20 protein-coding genes and 1 pseudogene are annotated in these 21,831 nt (G+C 60.7%); 16 read left to right on the forward strand and 5 right to left on the reverse strand.

Annotation, left to right across the window (positions count from 1 at the left end; genetic code table 11):
* Positions 1 to 91 precede the first annotated feature (91 nt).
* The 6 genes from pxpA (at position 92) to J2Y48_RS22845 (ending at position 6,493) form a co-directional block, all read left to right on the forward strand.
* Entirely contained in the window at positions 92 to 826 is a 735-nt protein-coding gene (gene pxpA, locus J2Y48_RS22820) for a 5-oxoprolinase subunit PxpA (protein WP_310423047.1), read from the forward strand.
* A 4-nt stretch (positions 827 to 830) separates the two neighbouring features.
* Complete coding sequence (locus tag J2Y48_RS22825) at positions 831 to 2,273, forward strand: TCP-1/cpn60 chaperonin family protein (protein WP_310423050.1); 1,443 nt, start codon at positions 831 to 833, stop codon at positions 2,271 to 2,273.
* Positions 2,274 to 2,308: 35 nt separating this feature from the next.
* On the forward strand, positions 2,309 to 3,388 hold the full coding sequence (locus J2Y48_RS22830; RefSeq protein ID WP_310423053.1) for an ABC transporter ATP-binding protein: 1,080 nt from the start codon (positions 2,309 to 2,311) through the stop codon (positions 3,386 to 3,388).
* A gap of 40 nt (positions 3,389 to 3,428) precedes the next feature.
* Complete coding sequence (locus tag J2Y48_RS22835; RefSeq protein ID WP_310423056.1) at positions 3,429 to 4,628, forward strand: PotD/PotF family extracellular solute-binding protein; 1,200 nt, start codon at positions 3,429 to 3,431, stop codon at positions 4,626 to 4,628.
* Positions 4,629 to 4,707: 79 nt separating this feature from the next.
* Positions 4,708 to 5,646, forward strand: a complete 939-nt coding sequence (locus J2Y48_RS22840) for an ABC transporter permease (RefSeq protein WP_310423059.1) — start codon at positions 4,708 to 4,710, stop codon at positions 5,644 to 5,646.
* Between the two features lie 4 nt (positions 5,647 to 5,650).
* Positions 5,651 to 6,493: an ABC transporter permease subunit gene (locus J2Y48_RS22845; RefSeq protein ID WP_310423062.1), complete on the forward strand. Its 843-nt coding sequence runs from the start codon at positions 5,651 to 5,653 to the stop codon at positions 6,491 to 6,493.
* Positions 6,494 to 6,525: 32 nt separating this feature from the next.
* Here the strand turns inward: J2Y48_RS22845 and J2Y48_RS22850 are convergent, their stop codons facing one another.
* Positions 6,526 to 7,188, reverse strand: a complete 663-nt coding sequence (locus J2Y48_RS22850; protein ID WP_310423065.1) for a GntR family transcriptional regulator — start codon at positions 7,186 to 7,188, stop codon at positions 6,526 to 6,528.
* Positions 7,189 to 7,354: 166 nt separating this feature from the next.
* Here J2Y48_RS22850 and J2Y48_RS22855 point away from each other — a divergent pair, with 166 nt between their 5' ends.
* Genes J2Y48_RS22855 through J2Y48_RS22880 form a run of 6 tightly spaced genes read left to right on the forward strand, consistent with a single transcriptional unit; the run spans position 7,355 to position 13,242 of the window.
* Entirely contained in the window at positions 7,355 to 8,218 is an 864-nt protein-coding gene (locus tag J2Y48_RS22855; RefSeq protein ID WP_310423068.1) for an allophanate hydrolase subunit 1, read from the forward strand.
* Entirely contained in the window at positions 8,215 to 9,198 is a 984-nt protein-coding gene (locus J2Y48_RS22860) for a biotin-dependent carboxyltransferase family protein (protein WP_310423071.1), read from the forward strand. Before J2Y48_RS22855 ends, J2Y48_RS22860 begins: the two co-directional genes overlap by 4 nt.
* Positions 9,191 to 10,276: a phosphotransferase gene (locus tag J2Y48_RS22865; protein ID WP_310423074.1), complete on the forward strand. Its 1,086-nt coding sequence runs from the start codon at positions 9,191 to 9,193 to the stop codon at positions 10,274 to 10,276. Before J2Y48_RS22860 ends, J2Y48_RS22865 begins: the two co-directional genes overlap by 8 nt.
* 3 nt (positions 10,277 to 10,279) lie before the next feature.
* Entirely contained in the window at positions 10,280 to 11,602 is a 1,323-nt protein-coding gene (locus J2Y48_RS22870) for an aspartate aminotransferase family protein (protein WP_310423078.1), read from the forward strand.
* A gap of 27 nt (positions 11,603 to 11,629) precedes the next feature.
* Positions 11,630 to 11,875, forward strand: coding sequence for a biotin/lipoyl-containing protein (locus J2Y48_RS22875; protein WP_310423081.1), 246 nt, complete (start codon positions 11,630 to 11,632; stop codon positions 11,873 to 11,875).
* Entirely contained in the window at positions 11,875 to 13,242 is a 1,368-nt protein-coding gene (locus J2Y48_RS22880) for an acetyl-CoA carboxylase biotin carboxylase subunit (RefSeq protein ID WP_310423084.1), read from the forward strand. Before J2Y48_RS22875 ends, J2Y48_RS22880 begins: the two co-directional genes overlap by 1 nt.
* A gap of 203 nt (positions 13,243 to 13,445) precedes the next feature.
* On the opposite strand, the gene J2Y48_RS22885 is transcribed toward J2Y48_RS22880, so the two are convergent.
* Complete coding sequence (locus tag J2Y48_RS22885; protein ID WP_310423087.1) at positions 13,446 to 14,285, reverse strand: aminoglycoside adenylyltransferase family protein; 840 nt, start codon at positions 14,283 to 14,285, stop codon at positions 13,446 to 13,448.
* A 239-nt stretch (positions 14,286 to 14,524) separates the two neighbouring features.
* Between J2Y48_RS22885 and J2Y48_RS22890 the strand changes: the two genes are divergently transcribed.
* A complete protein-coding gene (locus J2Y48_RS22890; RefSeq protein ID WP_310423090.1) occupies positions 14,525 to 14,995 on the forward strand; it encodes a GNAT family N-acetyltransferase in 471 nt (156 codons plus the stop codon).
* 241 nt (positions 14,996 to 15,236) lie between these two features.
* Positions 15,237 to 15,410: a hypothetical protein gene (locus J2Y48_RS22895; protein WP_310423093.1), complete on the forward strand. Its 174-nt coding sequence runs from the start codon at positions 15,237 to 15,239 to the stop codon at positions 15,408 to 15,410.
* A 161-nt stretch (positions 15,411 to 15,571) separates the two neighbouring features.
* Here J2Y48_RS22895 and floR read toward each other — a convergent pair whose 3' ends face one another.
* On the reverse strand, positions 15,572 to 16,786 hold the full coding sequence (floR, locus tag J2Y48_RS22900; RefSeq protein WP_310423096.1) for a chloramphenicol/florfenicol efflux MFS transporter FloR: 1,215 nt from the start codon (positions 16,784 to 16,786) through the stop codon (positions 15,572 to 15,574).
* Positions 16,787 to 17,068: 282 nt separating this feature from the next.
* Here floR and J2Y48_RS22905 point away from each other — a divergent pair, with 282 nt between their 5' ends.
* Complete coding sequence (locus J2Y48_RS22905) at positions 17,069 to 17,551, forward strand: N-acetyltransferase (protein ID WP_310423099.1); 483 nt, start codon at positions 17,069 to 17,071, stop codon at positions 17,549 to 17,551.
* 113 nt (positions 17,552 to 17,664) lie between these two features.
* Here J2Y48_RS22905 and J2Y48_RS22910 read toward each other — a convergent pair.
* Positions 17,665 to 18,281 (reverse strand): annotated as a pseudogene (locus J2Y48_RS22910) (YjbE family putative metal transport protein).
* A gap of 756 nt (positions 18,282 to 19,037) precedes the next feature.
* Positions 19,038 to 19,562 carry an outer membrane beta-barrel protein gene (locus J2Y48_RS22915; protein ID WP_310423102.1) on the reverse strand — a complete coding sequence of 175 codons (525 nt, stop codon included), beginning with the start codon at positions 19,560 to 19,562 and terminating at the stop codon, positions 19,038 to 19,040.
* Between the two features lie 1,240 nt (positions 19,563 to 20,802).
* Between J2Y48_RS22915 and J2Y48_RS22920 the strand changes: the two genes are divergently transcribed.
* Positions 20,803 to 21,804, forward strand: a complete 1,002-nt coding sequence (locus tag J2Y48_RS22920; RefSeq protein WP_310423105.1) for an extracellular solute-binding protein — start codon at positions 20,803 to 20,805, stop codon at positions 21,802 to 21,804.
* The last annotated feature ends 27 nt before the right edge of the window (positions 21,805 to 21,831 follow it).

Genomic DNA, 21,831 nt, shown 5'->3' on the forward strand with positions numbered 1-21,831 from the left:
ACCCGCAAGAGCATTTTCTGGTCCGACTGCCTATTGACACCAAGAGCTGCTACGAGTGATATATTATATATCATACATGAGGAGGGATGGAATGGTCACGATCAACTGCGACATGGGCGAGGCTTTTGGTATCTATCGCTTCGGTGACGATGAAGCCTGCATGCCCTTCGTGACCCATGCCAACATCGCTTGCGGCTTCCACGCATCCGATCCAGTCGTCATGGCGAGGACCGTACGTCTCGCAAAGAAGGCGGGGATCAATATCGGCTCGCATCCGGGTCTCCCCGATCGCGAAGGGTTTGGGCGCCGGCCGATGCGGATGACCCGCGAGGAAGTCTCGGCGTTGACCATCTACCAGACGGGTGCTCTGCAGGGGTTTCTGCGAGCCGAGGGGGTAGAGCTGTCGCACATCAAGCCGCATGGTTCGCTGTTCGGCATGGCGCAGAACGAGCCCGCGGTCGCTGAGGGCATCGCCGATGCCGCCGAAGTTTTCGGCGTGCCGGTGATCGCCTTTTCGGACTGCTGCATGTCTGATGTCTTCACCCGGCGCGGCATCCCCTTCAGTTGCGAGTTCTACGTCGACATCGATTATGGCGACGATGGTCGGCAGATCATTTCCCGCGAGCACCCGCCGATTTCGGCGGGCCAAGTGGCCGAGAGGGTCCGGCGTGCCATCGACTACGGCCTGACCCGCTCGGTCAATGGAAACGATGTGCGGGTGGTTGCGGAATCGATCTGCGTCCATTCGGACACCCCCAACGCCATCGAGGTCGCCCGCGCGGTATTCGACGAGTTGTCCCGCAGCAACAAGCTGACCCGGGGCTAGGCCAATGCGCACGCTGGCCGGTCAAACATTGCAGCAGGACATGGCTGAGGCGATCGCGCCGGCGCTGAGAGCTATTGCGGCCTCGATCGGGCCAGATGGTCGTCATGTTATCTATGCGACCGGCAACCGCATCTCTTCGGCGCGCACCGGCAGCGAGATTGCACGCCACATCTGCTCGGATCATTTTGCCGAACGGCTGCTGAAAGAGGCGCTCGTCGACGCCGAGCGTCAGTTCGGCGATGGGACGGCCCGGCTGGCGGTGATGGCGGGCGCGGCTTTGGCCGAGAGGCGCCGGCCCGGTGCTCTGGAGGCTCGGAATGAACGCATCATCGAGGCGCTTGCGGACTTGCGGCCGGCGCTCGACGCCGCCTTTGCGGCGGAAACGCGGATCTGTGATGCGACGGCTGAGCTAGTCGCGGCGGCGGGTGTTGAGCCCGCACTCGCCTCCCTGATCCTCGAGGCGGACGAAGTGGCAGGCCCAGATGGACTGGTCGAGGTGAAGGAAGCGGCGGAAACCGCTGTCATCGCCGGCCTTGGTTTCAGCTTCGATGCGCGCCATGTGGGCGCGGGTACGCTGGCGGCGATGGATGATGTCCATCTGATCGTCGCAAACGAGGTCCTGTCGGACTTCAGGACGCTTGCGCCGGTGATCGAGGGATTTGCCGCTCGCGGCAAGGCCCTCGTCATTGCGGCCCGTGGCGTCGAAGGGCAGGCGCTGCAACTGATTGAACGGAACCGGCAGGCCTGCGTCCTGAAAATCGCGGCGCTTGTTCCTGCAGATGCGGGGCCGCGGGCGGCGGAAATTCTCGAGGATCTGGCCGCGGCAACCGGCGCGACGTTGGTCTGCGCCCTCGCGGGCACCCGTATCGACATGTTGAAGCCCGCCATGCTGGGCAAGGCTGCGCGTTTTCATATCGAACGCGGACGGGTCCATCTGGCGAGTGCTGACGGCTGTGCAGAGCGCATCGCTCTGCGGATCGCTGCCGCCGAGGCTGAGATTCGCGCGAAGCGCTATCTGCCGCTTGACCGTGAACATGCCGAACGCCGCCGTGCGCGGCTTTTCGGGCGATGGGCGGAGCTGACCGTGGCCAAGGGACCGGATTCGGCCGCGCAGGTGGAAACCGTGCGGCGCGCGATTGCGGCGCTTCGCGCTGCGCGTATCGACGGCGTGATCGTAGGAGGCGGGTGCGGCCTTGAAAGAATCGCCGACCGCCTGAAAGGGGCCGTGCAGAACGATCCCGCACGAAGGGCGGCAACCGCCATGGTCGATGCGGCCTTGCGGGCGCCGGGACAGTGCCTGCGCCGCAATTCGACGGGCCTGCGCCAGCGCGATGCGGTCTCCGCTCCGGTGGCAGATCCGGCTAGACTGTCGCGTGACCTGCTGGACGTCGCGCTTTCGCTTGCAACCCGACTCGCCGGCATCGACGGCGCGGTCCTGCGCCACTGAACCGAGAAATGCTGACAACAGTGAGACCGAAGCAGATGAGCAATGAAGTTGCGGAGCCGATGCTCGAGATCGAGGATATCGTCCACCGCTATGGCGCGGTGACGGCGCTTTCGAATGTGTCGCTTTCCGCGGCGAAGGGTGAATTCCTGACGATCCTCGGTTCCAGCGGTTCCGGGAAGACCACAATGCTGCGGGTGATCTCGGGGCTCGAGCTACCGACATCGGTCCGGCGGTTGCGCATCGGCGGACAGGATGTGGCCCGCCTTCCGGCGGCGAAGCGCAACTGCACCACCGTGTTCCAGAGCTATGCGCTTTTCCCGCACATGAACGTCGTCGAAAACGTCGCCTACGGGCTGCGCATCCGCAAGATGAATGCAGCCGATGCGCAGAACGAGGCGCGGCGGGCGCTTGCGATGGTGCAGCTCGAAGCAAAGGCCGACCGGCGGATCAGCCAGCTTTCGGGCGGTGAACGGCAGCGCGTGGCGCTGGCGCGGGCGGTGGTCACGCAGCCCGCGGTCCTGTTGCTGGACGAGCCCCTCGGTGCGCTGGACGAACGTCTCCGGCAGGACATGCAGATCGAATTGATGGAACTGCAACGCAGCCTAGGCATGACCTTCGTCTATATCACGCATAGCCAGGAGGAAGCCCTGACCATGAGCGACCGTGTCGTTCTGATGAGTCACGGCCAGATCGTTCAAAGCGGCAGTCCGCTGGATCTCTTCGACAGGCCGGAAAGCCGCTTTGCTGCGGGCTTCATGGGTTACGAGAACATTCTGGAGGCGAAGTTGATCGGTCGTGAGGGAACGATCGGCACCGTCGAATTCTCCGGAGGGCTTCGCATTCGGGGCGTGATCACCTCTCCAGGCCTGAAGACAGGCGAAAGCGTTGCCGTCGCGATCCGCGCCGAGCGTATCTCGCCTGTTGCGGCAGATGCGCCGGAGAGCGTCGAGGCGAAGATCACCAGCCGTGTCTATCGCGGCAAGTACACCGACATCACGGTCGTTACCGGAGCCGGGCCGCTGCGGCTGCGCAGTTGGCATGGAATGGCGAGCGAAACCGCGGAGATACAACGGGTTGGCTGGAACACGTCGGATGCCGTGATCTTCGCCGCGTAGTGACTGCATTTAACCAGAGAGACCGACAGGGGAGCATAAAATGAAGGACAGGTTCTCAACTTACAATCAGGCTCAGCTGACCCGCCGCGAGATGCTGGCGGGCATGAGCGCGCTCGCCGGGCTCGCGGCCGTTGGCGGCATCTCCGGCGTCGCCAAGGCGCAGGACGTGCCGCTGATCAGAATCTACGGCGTCCCCACGGCCGCCCTGAAGGACTGGGCACCGATGGAGAAGGCCCTTGGCGTGCGCGCCGAGCTCAACGGGTCCAGCAACGATGTCGGCGTCTTCATGCGCGACGTCATGGGCGCGAACATGGGCGATAGCGCCGATATTTTTGTCTTTGAATCCGGCACCGAGGATATCCTCGGTCCGCAGGGATTCTATGCGCCCCTGGACGAGGCCCATTCCGAGCTGACTCTCTGGGAACGCACCTCCGATGACTGGAAGCGCTCGGCCGTGGTGCAGGACCGCGAGGGCAAGCAGTGGGGCGTGCCGGTGATCGGCAATGCCGACAGTTTCGGTTACTTCCCCGAAAAGCTCGGCCTTTCGCCCGATAGCCAGGAGGAACTGTCCTGGTCGCTCATGTTCGAGGATGAGAAGACGCGTGGCCGTGTCGCCTACGGCAATGCCTATACCTACTCGATGGGCGTGGCGGCGCTCTATCTTCAGGCCAAGGGCGCTGCGACCTTCAGCGATATCGCCGATCTGACGCCGGAAGAGGCCAAGACCGTGGCCGACTTCCTGATCGAGCGCAAGAAGGCCGGTCAGTTCCGCACGCTCTACGGCGCTTTCGAGGAACAGATCCAGTTGCTGACCAACGGCGAAGTGGATGTCATCAACTGCTGGGAGCCGGCCGTCCGCGAGGCCAATCTTGCGCTTGGACCGGACGCCACCCGCTATGCCTATACCAAGGAAGGCTACTTCAAGTGGGGGCACGGCGCCTATATCGCCGCGCAGGCGGCCGACAGGGACAATCTCGGCGCGATCTACAAGGTGCTGAACTACTTCCTGAGCGGGGAGTATCGGGCACTCCAGGCCCGTGACCGTGGCTATGCGGGTCCGAACATGGATCTCGGCGTGGAATATGCCGAAGCCAATGGCTGGAACGCGGAAGAAGTCGCCGCGCTGAAGGCTACCGAGGCGAAGGTGAACAAGAAATTCTCCAAGCCCTATGTCTCGACCACCACGCCGGACAATGCCGGCGCGATGGAAGAGGAATGGCAGCGCTTCCTGAACGCCTGACCGAATCCAGGCTCCGGGCCCGCATATCAATGGCGGGCCCGGAGCTGGCAACGATCCAACACTTCTCTGGATGATTGAGATGCAACAGATAGCAGGTGCCCTGCAGCCAGCGACTGGTGGGCGCGAAGGATTTCTGCGCGCGCTCGGCGCCAGGCTCGCCGACATGAATCTTGCCGTGACGGCCATCCTGTTGACCTGGTTCACGCTGGTGATCGTGCCGATCGTCGTGCTGTTCGCCTTCAGCTTCTTTTCGACCGTACAGTTCCGCACTGTCTATGAGCCGACGCTCGATACCTGGATCGGATTGTTCTCCTCGGGCCGGTGGGAAGTGACCCTGCGCACCCTGCGCATCGCCCTGACGGTGACGGTGATCGAACTCCTGATCGCTTTTCCTTTCGCGCTCTGGCTGGCGAAAGGCTGCAGGTCTGGCACCGGTCGGGCTGTCTGCCTTGCCATGCTGACGATCCCGTTCTTTCTGGACATGTCTTCGCGCACCATCATCTGGCGCGCCATTCTCGGCCAGTCGGGCCTGATCAATACGATGCTGCTCGGCGCCGGCGTGGTCGACACGCCGGTGGAATGGCTGCTCTATTCCGAGGTGGCCGTGCATTTCGGCATGATCGTCAGCCTGTTCCCGCCCATGGTCATGCCGATCTATCTGGCGATTAACCTGATCGACGACACCCTGCTCGAAGCCAGCAACGATCTCGGCGCCTCACCCTGGCAAACATTGAGCCGCGTCATCATTCCGCTGTCGCTGCCAGGCGTCATCGCCGGCGTGGTGTTCTGCCTTGGTCCGGCGCTGGCGGCCTGGGTAGAGCCGGGGATGCTGGGAGGCGGTTTCGTCAACCTCATCTCGAATTCGATCGAAAGCGCGTATTCCGCACTGCGCTATCCGGTGGTCGCAGCCCTGTCGGCCTTTGTGATCGTGCTGCTCCTGGCGCTGCTGGGGGGCATGTTTCTGATCGCGCGCCGTTTTGGCGACCCGTCTTCGTCACTCAGCGCGATCCGAGGCTGAACGCATGAAAAGTCAACACTCCCCAAACCTGCGGCAGATTTCGTCGAAACTCGAGCCCAGCTATGCGCCGATCTGGAAACAGCTCGGAAAGTGGGGCGGATTCGCCATGCTGGCGCTGATCTATTTTCCGCTGGTCTGGCTCATTCTCCTGTCGATCAGCCAGAACCCGCTCGGCGGCATTCCTGGGGCCTTCTCGTTGGAACACTATCGCGCACTGTTCTCGAACAGCGCGTGGCACAAGCCGATGCTGGCCAGTCTCGTGATCGGCGTTGCGGTTGGGCTGATCTGCGCGGTCGCCGCGACGATCATCGGCCGCGCTCTGCCTAAGCTAAACAGCCCCGGCCGTGTGTTGTTCATGTTCGTCGTCCCGCTCTTCGTGCCCGGCATGTCGATGGGAGCAGCCCTGTTCATTATGGCCCGCGCCGTTCTCAACCTGAAACTCGGTTTCTGGTCGGTCGCGCTCGGCCATTTCGTCTGGGCGTTTCCCTTCGCTCTGCTGATCATCCTGGTGGTGACGATCCGCTTCGATCACAGACTGGTTGAGGCGGGGCGCGATCTGGGGGCCAGCAACTGGCGGGTCTTCTGGGATATCGAGTTCCCAATCCTCATGCCCGGCATCGTCAGCGCGGCGTTGTTCGGCTTCCTGATGTCATTCAACGAGGTGATGCGGTCGATCTTCCTGCGCGGCACCGTCGAGACCATGCCGGTCTGGAGCTGGATTCAGGCCGCCGCTCAGCAAAGCCAGGTGCCGATCATCTTCTCGCTGGCTTCGCTGGTTCTGCTCATCACCCTGCCGCTCCTGTGCGGCGTCTTCTGGCTGCTCTTCGCCCGGGTGGGTCGATCATGAGCCGTGGTCTCCAATCGGCGTGGGCCGGCGGCTCAGTCCGCCGGGTTGCGCAGAAGGCGCGGAAGCAGCGCCTGGGCCGCAAGCCTCAGATCCTGCGCCATCGCATCGCGCGCGGCAACCGCGTCCCGCCGTTTCATCGCGGCCATGATGTTGCGGTGTTCGTCGTTGGCGTGTTCCCGGTAGTGAGCGGTATCGAACAAGCCGGTGAATACGGGCCCGACCTTCAGCCAGAGGCCCTGGATGACCTGCAGAAGCTCGGGATTGCCCGATCTTTCGTAGATGCTGAAATGGAACTCCCGGTTCAGCTTGAGATAGGCGCGGGCATCGTAGTTCACCGTGGTCTCCGCGATCCGGTTCAGCAGGATGTCGATCCGCATGAAATCCCTGTCGGTGAGCAGGGGCGTTGCGAGTTCCGCGGCCATGCCCTCCAGTGCGACACGCATTGGCAGGAGATGATTGAAACGCTCGACCGTCATCTGCGGTACGACGATCGAGCGGTTTGGAAGCTGAACCAGCAGGCGCTCTGCGACGAGACGTTGCAGGGCCTCGCGGATCGGCGTGGCCGAGATGCCGAAACTGTCGGCAAGGTTGCGGATCACCATCGGCTGCATGGGCGCGAAGGTTCCGTCCGCCATGCCTTTGAGAATTTCGTCATAAGCCCGGTCGCTCAGGGATTCGCGCGCGATCTTCGTCATTTCATCCTTCTTCCCGACAGTCACGGAGCAGGTTCTCCGTCTTTTTTCCAATATACGAAGCCTCGCCCGTTTTCGGCAAGATATATCATATATCTATTTCGGATTATTGCCGGCTGTCCGGCCATCCGGTTACCGCGTCCGGGCGGGCGCAAACAGAGGCACTGCCATGCTGCATGAAACTTTGCATTTTTCTCCCGGTGGCGATCGCGCCGTCGAGGTGGAACTGGGTGACGGGATGGACTTCACCCTGAACTTTACCGTGCACCGCCTCGTAGCGGCCGTGCGAGAATCGGGTATCAAGGCAATCGAGGATATCATTCCCGAATTGGCCTCATTCCAGGTCAATTACGACCCCGACCGCATCTCTTATGAAGACCTTATCGGCTCGATTGCGGGCATTTACGAACGGATTGGCTCCGAGGTTTCGGGATCTCTGCCCAGCCGGCTCGTGACGCTGCCGATCTGCTATTTCGATGAGGAGACGACAGCCTGTATCGAGGATTACCGCAAGACCTATCCGGAGAAGCGGGCCGATCCCGATCTGTTGTGCGAACTGAACGGGCTTGAGGATCGCGCGGCGCTAGCGCGGCGCCATTCCGGAACGGAGTATTGGGTCGCTGCGCTCGGCTTCTGGCCGGGCCTGTGCTCGCTGCTGCCTTTGCGCCCCGGCTCGCGCATCACCGCCCCCAAGTACAATCCGCCCCGCACCTGGACCCCGAAAGGCGCAGTCGGCATTGGCGGCGCGCTCTGCTGTGTCTACCCGGATCGCACGCCCGGCGGTTACCAGTTGATCGGACGCTGCCCCGCCCCGATCTATGACGGCGCCCAGCGTCTGCCCGCGTTCCGTGACAGCCTCGCCCTGCTGCGTGCGGGTGACCGGGTGCGTTTTCGCCCGGTGAGTGTGGAGGAATGTGCCTGGATCGACGCCGAGGTTTCAGCCGGCCGCTATGAACATGACGTGGTCGAATATCAGATCTTCTCGGTCGATCAGTATCTTGGCTGGGCGAAGGCGCAGGGAGACAAGGCATGAATACGCACGGCATCACCGTCTTGAAACCCGGCCTTGAAACCACGGTCCAGGAGTTGCCGGGCCGGATCGGCTATCTGGAACAGGGCTTCCCGGTTTCGGGGCCCTTCGACAAGTGGTCGTTCAGGCAGGCCAATCTTCTGGCCGGCAATCCGCGCGACAGCGCGTCCCTCGAATGCCAGTTCCTTGGCCCGTCCCTGCGCTTCGACTGCGATGTGGTGATAGCTGTCACCGGTGCGGATATGCGCCCGAAGCTGGATGGCCAGCCGGTGCCGATGTGGCAAAGCCTGCCTGTTGCGGCCGGCCAGGTGCTTGAACTGGGGGCGGCCTATACCGGCGCGCGGGGCTATGTCGCGGTCTCTGGCGGCATCGCCACGCCTGCCGTGCTCGGTTCGCGCGCGGTGTTCCATATGGCTCGGGTCGGCGGTCAGGCGCTGGTCAAGGACCAGGTTCTGCCCTTAGGCCCGCAGCCGCTTGGCGCGCCCGACCTGCTGATGGTGCCCGAAGCCGGCCGCCCGTCTTTCTCCACCGACAAGACGTGGCAGATCGAGGCATTGGCGGGACCCAATGACGACTGGCTCGATTCGGCATCGGTCGAGATGTTTTTCGCCGCGGACTGGTCCGTCCAGGCCAAGAGCAACCGGACTGGCATCCGCCTGACCGGACCCGAATTTAGTTTTGCCGGGCGGGCGCTCAGCAAGGGCAGCGATCACGGCCAGGACCCATCGAACATCATCGATCATGGCTATCCGCTAGGGGCGGTCAACCTGGCCGGGCAGACGCCCATCATTCTGGTCAATGATTCTCCGAGCACCGGCGGCTTCATCAATCCCTTCACCGTGGCCAGCGCGGCGTTCTGGAAGCTGGCTCAGGCGAAACCGGGGGATGTCCTGCGGTTTCGTCAAATCGATCGTGACGAGGCCGGTCGTCTGCGCGCCGCGCTTGAAACCGTGACCAGTGCAGGAGTGACCGTTCGTGTCTGAGTTGATGAATGCCGTGTCCAAGGCCGATCCCGTTCAGGGAGCGCTTGGAGAAATGTTGAACAGTCCCCCGCCAGCCATCGACGGAGCCACCGCGGCCCGGCTGATGCAACGCCATTTCGGTATTACGGGCATCGCGGAAAACCTTGCCTGTGAGCGCGATGCGAATTTCCACGTCGTCGCGGAGGACGGCCGCGGGTTCACACTGAAGGTCTCGAATCCGGCCGAGCCGGAAATCAACACCAATTTCCAGACCGAAGCGCTGCTCTGGCTGGAAAAGCGGGATCCCAGCCTGCCGGTGCCCAAAGTCGTGCGGGCGCTTGACGGAAGAAGCGAATTCCCGCTCATGCTGGAAGATGGTCGCTCCAGCGTCATCCGCGTCCTGACCTGGATTGAGGGGCTGCCCGTGGTGCGTGTCGGCGTGACGCCGGCCTTGCGACGCGATCTGGCGCGTGCCCTTGCGCGGCTTGGTATCGCCTTTGAGGGGTTCGACCATCCTGCTTCTGGCCATGAAATCCTGTGGGACGTCAAGAATGCCCTGCGTCTGCGCCCGCTGGTCGAGGCGCTGACGGAACCGGATCTGCGCAAGCAACTTTCGGCAGAACTTGACCATTTCGACAGCACCGTTCTTCCGGTGCTTGCAACCCTGCGGCAGCGCGTGGTGCATAACGACCTGAACCTGCACAACGTCGTTCTGAACCCCGCCGATCCGGACCGGGCTACCGGCATTCTCGATTTCGGCGATATGGTGAAAACGCCGCTGATCATCGATATGGCTGTCGCCGCCTCCTATCACACGCAGGAAGCCATCGGCGGCCTGGAGGCCGTCTGCGACATGGTCCGGGCCTACCATAAGGTGCTGCCACTGGAAAGGCGCGAGTTGGAGGTGCTGCGTGACCTGATCGTCGCCCGCCTGATGACGACCGTTGCCATCACCGAGGGACGTGCCGCCCGTTATCCGCAGAACGCGGCCTATATCCTGCGCAACAACGGTCCCGCCCGCGCGGGTCTGCGTCTCTTTGCAACCCTTCCTCGAGAACAGGTCACGGCGGCCCTGCTGGCTGCGTGCAATATGGAGTAAGCCATGAAAACCCAGGAAGCGATGGTCAACGCCTTCATCGAAGGTGCGGCAGAACTGGACGAAACAACCACGGCGATGATTGCGCAGCGCAAGGCGTTGCTAGGCCCCGCCTACCGGCTGATGTACGAGCGTCCGCTGCATTTCGTCCGCGGCGAGGGTGTCTGGCTCTATGACCCGGACGGCAATGCCTATCTGGACGCCTACAACAACGTGACGTCGGTCGGTCATTGCCACCCGAAGGTGGTCGAGGCGATCCGCCAGCAAGTCGGCATTCTGGCGACCAATACCCGCTACCTTCATGGTGCGGTTCTGGACTATGCCAAGCGCCTGCTGGCGACCATGCCCTCCGAGATCGGACACCTGATGTTCACCTGCACGGGATCCGATGCCAACGATCTGGCTGTACGGATCGCTCAATCCCATACCGGCGGCAAGGGCATCATCGTCACCGAGACTGCCTATCACGGCATCACCCAGGCGGTCTCTGAATTCTCGCCATCGCTGGGCGACAATGTCAATCTGGGCGTGCATGTTCGTACCGTTCCGGCGCCCGACAGCTACCGGTCGCAGGATGTTGCCGGGGAATTCACCGCTGCCGTCCGCGCCGCCATCTCCGATCTGCAACGGCACGGCATCAAGCCGGCACTCCTGATCTGCGACGGCATCTTTGCAAGCGATGGCGTCTTTGACGGGCCAGCGGGCTTCCTAAAGGGAGCGGTCGACGCGATTCATGAGGCGGGCGGGCTCTACATCGCCGACGAGGTCCAGTCCGGATTTGCCCGGACGGGCGAGGCGATGTGGGGCTTTCAGCGTCATGGCGTGATCCCGGATCTGGTGACCATGGGCAAGCCGATGGGCAACGGCTTCCCGGTGGCCGGCGTAGCGGCACGCCCCGAAGTCCTGGCCGAATTCGGCACGAAAGCCCGCTACTTCAACACCTTTGGCGGCAATGCCGTGGCCGTTGCCGCCGCGTCGGCCGTACTCGACGTGATCGAGGAGGAGGGGCTTTTGGAAAACGCCCGTGCCATCGGCCTCCACCTCAAGGAGGGCTTCCAGGCTCTCGCCCGCAAGCATGCATGCCTGGGCGACGTGCGGGGTGCTGGACTTTTCCTCGGCGTTGAGATCGTTTCGGATCGGGCCGGGAAGACACCGGACGCCGCCACCGCGACGCGGGTCATTAACGGGTTGCGGGACGAGAATGTCCTTATCTCGGGCTGCGCCAAGGCGGCGAACGTGCTGAAGATCCGCCCGCCCATCGTTTTCTCGCGCGAGAACGCGGATGAGCTGATCACAAAGCTCGACCTTGTCCTGCAGCGCCTGTCTTGAACCCATACCAGCTTTCCGGAGACAACCATGACTATCAAGACTATCGAAGCAATGCTGCCGGGCGTGATCTATCTTTCGTCCTCGCCGGATGCCGCGCCCTTCAAGACTGCTGGAGACCGGGTTGCAGCGGGCGAAACCGTGGCGCTGGTTGAGGTGATGAAGTCGTTCCTGCCGGTCGAGGCCGACGCCGACGGCATCTTCCTCGGCTATTCGGTCGAGAACGAGAGCAATATCGAGCCTGGCGAAACCGTTTGCCAGATTGAGGCCGTGTGATGACCGGTGCGATACGCAAACTGCTGATCGCGAACCGCGGCGAGATCGCGGTCCGCATCATCCACGCCGCGAAGAAACTGGGCATCTCCACCGTCCAGATCGTCAGCGAAGCCGATCGCGAGATGCTGGCGGCCCGGATAGCGGATGAGGTGATCGAAGTCGGTCCGCCGGCTGCGGCGAAATCCTACCTGAACGTCGGGAATGTGCTTGAGGCCTTGCGCCGCAGCGGTGCCGATGCCCTGCATCCGGGCTACGGCTTCCTTTCCGAGAACGCAGAATTCGCGCGGGCGGTTACAGATCTGGGTTGCATCTTCGTCGGTCCGGATGCCGAAACGATCGAACGTATGGGCGACAAGGTGAACGCCCGGCGGGCGGCGATCGAGGCGGGTGTTCCGGTCGTGCCCGGCAGCGATGGCCGTCTGGACGATCCACAGGCCGCACTGAAGCTGGCCGGGGAGATGGGGTATCCCGTTATGATCAAGGCTGCCGCCGGGGGCGGTGGGAGGGGCATTCGTGTCGTGCGCAATGCCGATGAGCTCGCTACCGCCGTGCCGCAGGCCATGGCCGAGGCCAGGGCCGCATTCGGGGACGATGGCCTGTATATGGAGGCCTATATCGAAGACGCGCGCCATATCGAGGTCCAGATTCTGGGAGACGGCGAAACGGTCGTGCATCTGTTCGAGCGGGAATGCTCGCTGCAGCGGCGACGGCAGAAAGTCTGGGAGGAGGCGCCGGCCGTCGCGCTTTCGGCAGAGATGCGCTCCGAGCTTTGCGCTTCGGCGGTTCGACTGGCGCAGTCAGTCAACTATCGTGGTGCCGGGACGATGGAGTACCTCTACGATCCCCTGCGCAAAGCGTTCTACTTCATCGAGATGAACACGCGCATCCAGGTCGAGCATCCGGTGACCGAGATGATCACCGGCATCGATCTTGTCCGCGAGATGCTGCTGATTGCCGGCGGGGCAAAGCTGTCGATGGCGCAGGAGCAGATCCACTGCGACGGTCACGCGATCGAGGTCAGAATTAATGCCGAGGATCCGGCGCGCAACTTCCTGCCGAGCCCTGGCCCGATCGACCGGCTGCAAATCCCGAACGGCGAGGCGGTCCGCTTCGACACGGGGTTCGACGCGGGCAGCCGTGTCCCGCCCTATTACGATTCGCTCATTGGCAAGCTGATCGTCAAGGGAGGCTCGCGTGCCGAGGCCATCGAGCGACTGGGACAGGCTCTCGAAGAGCTTGATGTTGGGCCAATTGCCACGACGATCCCGCTGTATCGCACATTGGCGCGCAATGCAGACATCCTGGACGGCAGCGTCTCGACGCAATGGCTCGAACGATGGCTGTCAGACAAAAAGTTGGCGCCCTAGGCGGCATTCCCAAACGGCTCAGCCTTTGTTTCCCCAACATGGCGGAGTTGGAGAACACCGCTCGCCACGGGTTGGTCAGGTTGATTGCGCCTTACGTTAGGGCGCAATTGGCTTGCACTCGAATCGCTTTCCGACGCCGTTCATCGCTTACGCAGTTTAGCTGTATTTCCGGTTCCGTTGAACTTGCAAGCAGCTAGGGGCGGTTAAGGCGACCTCTGCTCCGGGTTCGACTCGCTAAGCAGCGTCTCTTCGATCGCGTCACAGGTGGAGGCCTCAGTGACCCGTGTGTGCAGCAGTTCGGCCAAGCGCCGTGCATCGCCCAATCGAACGTCCCATTCGTCGACGACCTCGCCCAGATAGGCTCTGCGCGCATAGTCGAGCGTCGCGGCGTCTTGATCGGGAATTTGCGGGACTGCCCAAGCTGCCGCAGCGTCCTTCGCGACGAATTCAGCGGTTTTGGCGGTGTGCCACATTCTTGCAAGTGTGAGCAGGACGTTTCGCTCATCCCCTTGCAGCCCACAAAACAAGGCTGGAAGGGCTTCATGCATAGCCTGCCTAACTCGTTCCGGTGGAATCTCCGGTAGATGTTCGGCGGGGCGTCCACCGAAAAGAGAAATTGCTTGTGAACGGGCCTGCGCGAGAACCAACGTATATTCCGGATCGCGCGTAGGCATCGGTGTTTCACCCGCCTCAAACGCATCACGCAACCATTCGCCATAGGTAAAGTCTGAACGTGCCGGATAACTATTTGCAGACAGGTCAGATTGGACAAACACCATGACTTCGATACAGCGCGGTCCTCCCACCGCGGCGGGATGACGACCTGAAACCTGTAGTAAAGCCGCCAGCAAAGCACTGCGTTGATGGTCGGTCATGCTGCGGTCGATAACTGCCAAAAGGTCGATGTCACTTTGCGGACGCAGCCCGCCCGCCACGGCCGATCCATGCAAATACACGGCGAGAAGCGTATTCCCAAGAACCCTTCGCAACGTATCCGTCACTGTTCGCATCTGATCGGTTTGCTCTGACGCATTTGCCTGCATTGTTATCTCGAGCTTTCTCGCGGGAACGCGTACCACCAAATCCGGCGGTGAATCTACTGAACAAGGGAGCAACGACCAGCGGTAGTCGAAACCGATGCTCGCATACGCTCGTCAGTTGCAATTGCTGCCATTTTCAATGACATCTGCCAGGATTTGACGTTGGCCTTTATGGTCATATATTCATACCACCCACCGTTAGGCGCAATATCGTTGTCCTGCAGCACGCCAAAGAAGACGCCATGATAGACTACACGATTGAGCATCTCGCAGACCGCCCCGAACAAATTAGCTCATTGGCGCGCCTCCTGAATGCGGAGTGGGGGCATCTAGAACCTTGGCAGGACGTCGCTGAATTGCAGCGCGCTTTAACTGAGCGTTCTCAATCACAGGCCGCTCCCTTTACGCTGGTTGCGTTATCTGGCGACCGCTTGCTTGGTTCCGCGAGCATTAAGTTTCGCGAGCTTGCGCATTACCCGGACAGATTGTGGTGGATCGGCGATGTGATCGTCGCTCCGGACCAAAGGGCCCGGGGCATCGGGGGAGAACTGGCGAATGAGGCAGTCCGTCATGCCCAAGCGTCAGGGATCTTTGAACTGTTCCTCTACACGCCGGATAAGGAGGAATTCTATGCAAGGCGGGGCTGGGAGACTGTCGGGAGGGATTCGGCAAACGGCGAGAATAATATAGTTATGAGAATAGCATTGAACTAGCTGAGCTCCAAATAAGATGGCCAGAAAAACGCTTGCCACACGCCATAGGGAGTAGCAGTGGCTCCGGTCATCGGGAAAGTTTGCAAGCCTTCGTACGCGTCTCAACCCTCAGAAATCTCGTTACCCCGCCTCGTCTTCCAACGAGAGCAAGAGCTCAGAGAACGCAACAGGATCGGAATTGACATGCCTCATATCGCCGTAAAGATGTTTCCAGGTCGCACGGAAGAGCAGAAGCAGGAATTTGGTGGTCGAGGCCGCCAAATTGATATTCGGCTCGAGCGGTGAATCGCTATCGGTCGCGATCTTCGATGTCGATCCAGCGAACTGGGACGACGAGGTCTATAACCCCGAAATTCAGGCGAATGAAGACAAGCTGTACAAGCGCCCGGGGTATGGCGCACTAGCAAAGCCGTGAGATTTGATCCTGCAAATGGAGCGGGCTAGGCTGTGAGTTGCGGAGATCCGCATGCTCCGCGACGGCAATGAACTGAGCAAGGAAAATGAGCGTCTCCTTCCTGACAGGATATCACAATTTCCAGGCTGCGATGGCGAGTGCGCCGTCTTGCCAGCCCCAAGTCAGACGACTGGCGGTCTTTCGACGGGAACATCACGGGATCGAAGTACTGCAAGACCCGCTGATACCAGCACCGCCATCGTCGTGGCGTAACAGATCAAGGGCCACGCTGTGTCGCCATTTAGCAACGTCACTGCCAAGGTTCCGACGATGCTGACAATTAGGCTCTGGATGCAGAAGTAGAGCGCGACCGCTGATCCTGCGATGTCGTCGAACTGTGCCAAAGCGCCGTTCGCGGTAACAGACGCCGTGAAGACAATACCGACCGCCATAATCCACATCGGCATGATAAAACTAAAGAATGACGGCGATCCGAAGAGCTCGCCGATCCCTAATATGACAGCGCCGCAAACGAGTAACGCCATCCCGCGTCCCACGCATCCTGCGATGCCCCATCTCGCAGTAAAGAAGTTCGCGAACCGAGTTGTCACAATCATTACGAGCGCCACAGTCGCAAATGCCAGGCTGAAACCCATTTCAGAATAGTTGGCCTCGCCAATCAGCACGCGGGAGGCTGTCGAGAAGAAGACAAAGAAGGTGCCCATGCCGGCGCTAAAGGCGACCGTGTAAACCCAAAAGGGCGTGCTAGCGAAGATCGGCAAAACGGATCGGCGCGTCTTCGTCTCATCCAACGGCCGAGTTTCGTGCCACCTGAAACTGGCATTGACCAATGCGGGTAATGCGAGTGCAGCCAGGGTGACGAAAATCGCTCTCCATCCAAGAAATTCGCTAATCAACGCTCCAGCAATAGGGCCGAGGGCAGGGACGAAGACTAGTATTGAACTGAAAAGGCCGTAAATGACGACGCCCTCGTTCCGGCTGGCATAAACATCGCGAACCGTCGCGAACGTCGCGACCAGCGCGGCCGACGCGCCAAGTGCTTGAAGTAGACGGAAAGCGACGATGCCTGTAGCCGTTGACGACCACGCCGCACCTAGAGACGCAGCGAGGAAAATTGCGCCGCCAGCAAGCAGGACCGGCCGTCGCCCCATGCGATCCGAAATCGGCCCGAAGACCACTTGGCCCACGCCGAGCAACACCATGTAGAGGCTCAATGTGAGTTGGATCGTGGATGGCGTCGTATTCAAGATGCCGGGCATCGCTGGAACTACAGGGAGATAAATATCCATCGCAAGTGCAGCGAGGACGTCGAAGGGAGCCATCAACAGCAGAGCTGCCGGCAGCGTATAGGCCCATGTCGGGCGTGTGGTGGTCATGAGGAATCAACCGCTCAATCAAAGATACAGGGCGGTGTCTGCTCGTCAGCAATCAGATGAGATCGGTCTTACAGAGCGCCGCAACAACAATGCTCGTTGCTGCGGCCTACTTGGTTGCTGATTCTTCACTCGACACGTCAGCGACTCCATCAAAGATACGGACTTTCCTTTATCTAATGTTCTGGCATGTTACAACGGTTTGGTGGAGTAAGGCGGCAAGGTGTCCTTTTGGACATGCGATAGGCGCGTTGTGTGCGCACGATGCCGACGTTAGGTGAAGCAATGCTAGTTCGCACCGCAAGCAACGATGATCGAAGCGCGATCTGGAGGATTATTGGTCCTACAATCCGCGCGGGCGAGACCTACACCCTCGACCGCGATCTTAGCGAAAGCGATGCGCTGGATTACTGGATGAGTCCGGGCCGGGAAACGTTCGTCGCGGAAGAGAATGGCCTGATTTTGGGCACATACTACATCCAAGCGAACCGGGCGGGCGGCGGGCAACATGTTTGCAACTGCGGCTACATGACAGACGCGACGGCAAGTGGCCGAGGTGTGGCCCGCCAGATGCACGAGCACTCGCTCGCTCATGCTCGCGCGAAAGGTTTCCGGGCCATGCAATTCAACTTCGTCGTCAGCAGCAACGAACGCGCGGTGCAGCTGTGGCAGTCGCTCGGCTTTGAGATCGTCGGTCGGCTTCCGGAAGTGTTCCTTCACCCCACGCTCGGCTACGTCGACGCCTACGTGATGTTTCGCATGCTTTAAGCGGCCCATCCGCGGCCAACGGGCGATGTCGGCGGGATGTTCTAATTTGTGCAGTCTATTGCAGGCGAGGAGCCGGTAGAGAGTGAACTGCCAAGACGCGGATTTGGTTTTGTCTAAAGCGCCGCGACCAAGTGAGGCCACACTTCTATCGAGCCGCGATAAATCATGTGTAGGGCCACATAGAGGATAAGTGCGAGACCGACATACGCGATCCAGTGATATCGGCTCAGCAGCCGCGCAATGAAGTTTGCCGCGATACCCATCATGGCAATCGACAGCATCAAGCCGATGACAAGAACGGTCGGATGCTCGCGTGATGCACCGGCAACGGCCAGAACGTTGTCCAAAGACATGGAGACGTCCGCGATGACGATCTGTGTTGCGGCCTGAAAAATTGTCTTCCTGGGAGTGCTCGTCCCGTCTTCGAGTGCATCGTCGACACCGACCGCGGCGCGAAGCTCTCGCCAAATCTTCCAGCACACCCAAAGCAGGAGAATGCCACCTGCCAGAAGCAGTCCGATGATGTCGAGCAGTTGAACCGTGACGCTAGCAAGAGCGAGCGAAGGACGGTCGCGACAAGGATGCCCACAAGGATGGCCTTCTTGCGCTGCTCGGGGGGCAGGCCGGCAGCAGCGAGGCCGATGACCACAGCGTTGTCGCCCGCGAGCACCAAGTCAATCATAGCCACCTGCAGGAGAGCCAGCAGGCCGGCAGATGTGAAAATTTCCATGATTTGTGCCTTGTGAGGGGATGACCGGAGCAGCACTAGGGCCGGCTCAACGCTAGTGCAAGTAAGGTATTGCTACGATCTGCGGCCAGTTGTGAAGTCAGCCGGAAACATCACGTGCCGCGGTTTCAGGACGGACACAAGCCCAGCCAGCATCGCCCATTTCACCGCCAGAATTTCGACGCCTGCGGATCGCTTGGGGCATATGAACGCCACGTAGGAAAGATGAGGCGATTGAAAGCGAGAAGCGCATGTCTTCCTGAAGCACTAGCGGACGCGTTTGGGACGAGGTTGACATCGTCGGGATGTCGGCAGACCTCCCGACCTGTCCGTACACAGCCAGGCCTCAGTGCTATCGCCAGGCAGCTTAACGAACGTCCGAGAAAGACCTTGCTTTATCAAACCCCAGCGGAGAGGTTCGCAGAGTGTGTTGCTGCAATCAGTTGAACCCACCGCCAATAGCGGACTTCGGCGAACCGCGGCGGTCTGGCCGCTTTCGTCGCTTGCTTGCGGGAAGCAGTCAGACCGCAGGCGGTCCCAAACCGGATCTAATTTCCGCTTTGCGCCCCCATTGCGGTCATCCTTCCAAGCGTTCACCAATGTCCACTCCCGACCCCATTTCGATTATCCGAGCAGTTGCCTGTTTCCCCAGAAGCTGCCCTTGGACGAAAGCTAAGTGCGGGATAAACTTGGCAAACGAGCGAGGGCGATGCGTTCTTCGGCCTTCGTTGTGGGAACATCGGCGAGATCGATCGGTGGTTACTCGAAGTCATAATGCAGGTATTCGATTTCGACCGACCACTCGGGTTTGACGCGCCATTCGATGCCGGCGCCGGCGACCCAGCCGCCTTCGGTCCCACCGCCGGACACGTCCATTTCTCCGGGCGCCGCGAGGGTCGGCCGACTGTAGGCGCGCACGTCCACATTCGCGAGCGCGTAGCCACCGGTGGCATAAAACAGCAAATCGGAAGCGGCGATGCCGGCGCGAACTCGGGCACTCGTCGCCCAATCGATGTCAAAGCTGGTGTGGGTGTCGCTGCTGATGGCGGACGTACCGGTCGCGCCGAGGTTCATGAGCGAGAAATCGATGACACCGCCCAGCACCAAAGACGTGCCGTTGTAATCGAACTGACGGTCACAGCCAGCCTCTACTCCGCCCGCAATGCCGCTGTCATCGTTGGAAATGCGCTCATAGGGGTTGCCAGCACTGTTCCAGGAAAAGCCCGCCCCCGCGAAAGGGCCTTCCGTGAAGGGCGAATCCGTGGCGTCTGCATCGCCGTGCACCTAACCAGCATTTGCACCGAGGTAACAGCCGGACCACGGCGGCGGCACAGCAAGCGCCGGCACCAACGGGTCGGCCGCATCTGCCGGAAGCATGCCAGCCAACGTGAAGACGGCCGATGCTGCAGTCAAAAATCGATACTTCACGTCTGTTCCTCGGGTCGGAAAGATCAGCGAGACACTCGTTCAGGTACTTGAGATGGGAATCGAGAAATACAGAAGCGAGCGAATGGCAGCTAGTCAGAAAAGTAGCAAAATTCGCGTAGAAAGGTTTCAAACGGTCGCGACTGCGGCAGATTAATCACAAGATAGGTTCATCTCGAACGCATGCGAGAATTCGGCTGGACAGGTGGGTCACGCACAGGGCGGATTGGCGGTCGACTGGCGCGGGCGGTCCCGTGATCGGTCTCAGGGCCGATATGGAGTCGCTGCCATCCTACTCTCGACGCAGCCAAATATCTTCCCGCGACCCGGCGCTTGCCGGCCAGCGTCGCAGTGATTTTCCAGCCGGTGGGAGAAGGCGGCGGCGCCAACGAGATGGCCAAAGACGGCGTTCAAGAGAGGCTCGGCATCGCTGAAGTCTACGGTATGCACAACATGCCCAGTCGGCCGCCGGCACGTTCGCCATGCGCAAGGGACCGATCATGGCTCCGCTTGAGATCGACGGAAGCGCGGCCACATGACTGCATCGACCCAATCCATGTAGGCGCGCAGATCGTCAGTAATGCGTCGATCGTCTCGCGCAATGTCGGCCCACCACTGAGCGCGCCTCGTAGGACGCGGGCCCTCCGCTAATTTATTCCGGTTCGTGAGCGCACCATTTTTGACATTCCTCAAAAATTTGTTGCACCTGCCATTTCTGTATGCAAGTATCCCGGCACACACAGGCACTGGGGAGGTGGACCGTTGACTCTTTCCGCGGAGTTGAACGCCGGTTTGGAGAGGCAGCTGAGTTTGTGCTGCCGGCTTCGCTGAGTTGACTGGAATTCAAAGTGGGTCCTATTGCGGCGATGGCTGATGCCGGGTCTTTCCCGCGCGATCAAAGATCGCGTTAAAGAGGTGGCCTTCAAGCCCATCCGTCCAGGACATGCACCACATGATCGGCAGGTCTCGCTCCGGAACAACGGAACTCCGGTGGCTGGACGACTGTCGGCGATCCGACGGTTCCTTTCCATGGCCGACGTTTGCTCACAACACATACGCGTTGACAGCCGAGATGACCTTAAAACCAGGAGGAGATACCATGAATATTAAGTCCCTGCTTCTATCGTGCGGCGTGCTGCTCGCAGCCAGCCCCGCATTTGCACAGGCCAAAGAGATTACCGTTCAGATCTGGGGCTCGACGTGGGAAAACGGCTTGATGGCCATTTCACAGCAGTTCGAGGCTGAAACGGGTATCAAGGTCAATGCCGTCACCCAGTCGTCTTCGGGCGAGGGGCTGGTCAAGCTCCAGGTCGAGCGCGACAACCCGTCCGTGGATGTCTGGTTTGCAACCAGCACCATTGCAAGCGAGGCGGCGCAGGATCAGAAGCTGTTCGTCAAGATTCCGCAGGACAAGCTGAGCAACCGCGACCAGTTGATCAAGGGCGCTATGTCCGAGGATTGGGTCGGCATCTATTATTACCCGATGGGCATCGTCTATGACGCGGACGCCATAGATGTCCCGCCGACTTCCTGGGAAGACCTCTGGAAGCCTGAGTACAAGGGCAAGATCATTGCTCCGGCCATGTCGATCTACTCCGGCTCGCTGTTGACGGTTGCAAACACCATCAATGGCGGCACCTCGGAGAACTTCGACCCCGGATTTGAGGCTCTCAAGCGCCTCAATGAGAATGTCTCGCTCTACTACACCTCGGACTCCCAGGCTCGCCAGTCCGTCGTTCAGGGGGAGGGGAGCATCCTCATCGGACAGAGCTCGCACATGAATGCGGTTGCAGGCGAAGGCCTCAACATGAAGATGATCGCTCCGCGTCCGGCCCCGATGTATTTCGACGTCATGATGATGACGAACGGATCGCACCAGGAAGATGCAGCCAAGTTTATCGACTTCATCATCTCGAAGACTGCACAGGAAGAGATGCTGGCTAGGGTGAACATGGCTCCGGTCAACCGGAACGTAACGCTGCCGGCAGAACTCGCAGCGGCCCTGCCCGCTGAAGGCGACGGCATCGTGATGGATGGCGCTGTCGTCTTGAAAAACATCAGCGACTGGTCCGTCCGCTTCGACGAAATCGCGACCCACTAACCCCCACACCACCACCGCTCTACGGAG

Source organism: Mycoplana sp. BE70 (assembly GCF_031455855.1).
Classification (GTDB): Bacteria; Pseudomonadota; Alphaproteobacteria; order Rhizobiales; family Rhizobiaceae; genus Mycoplana.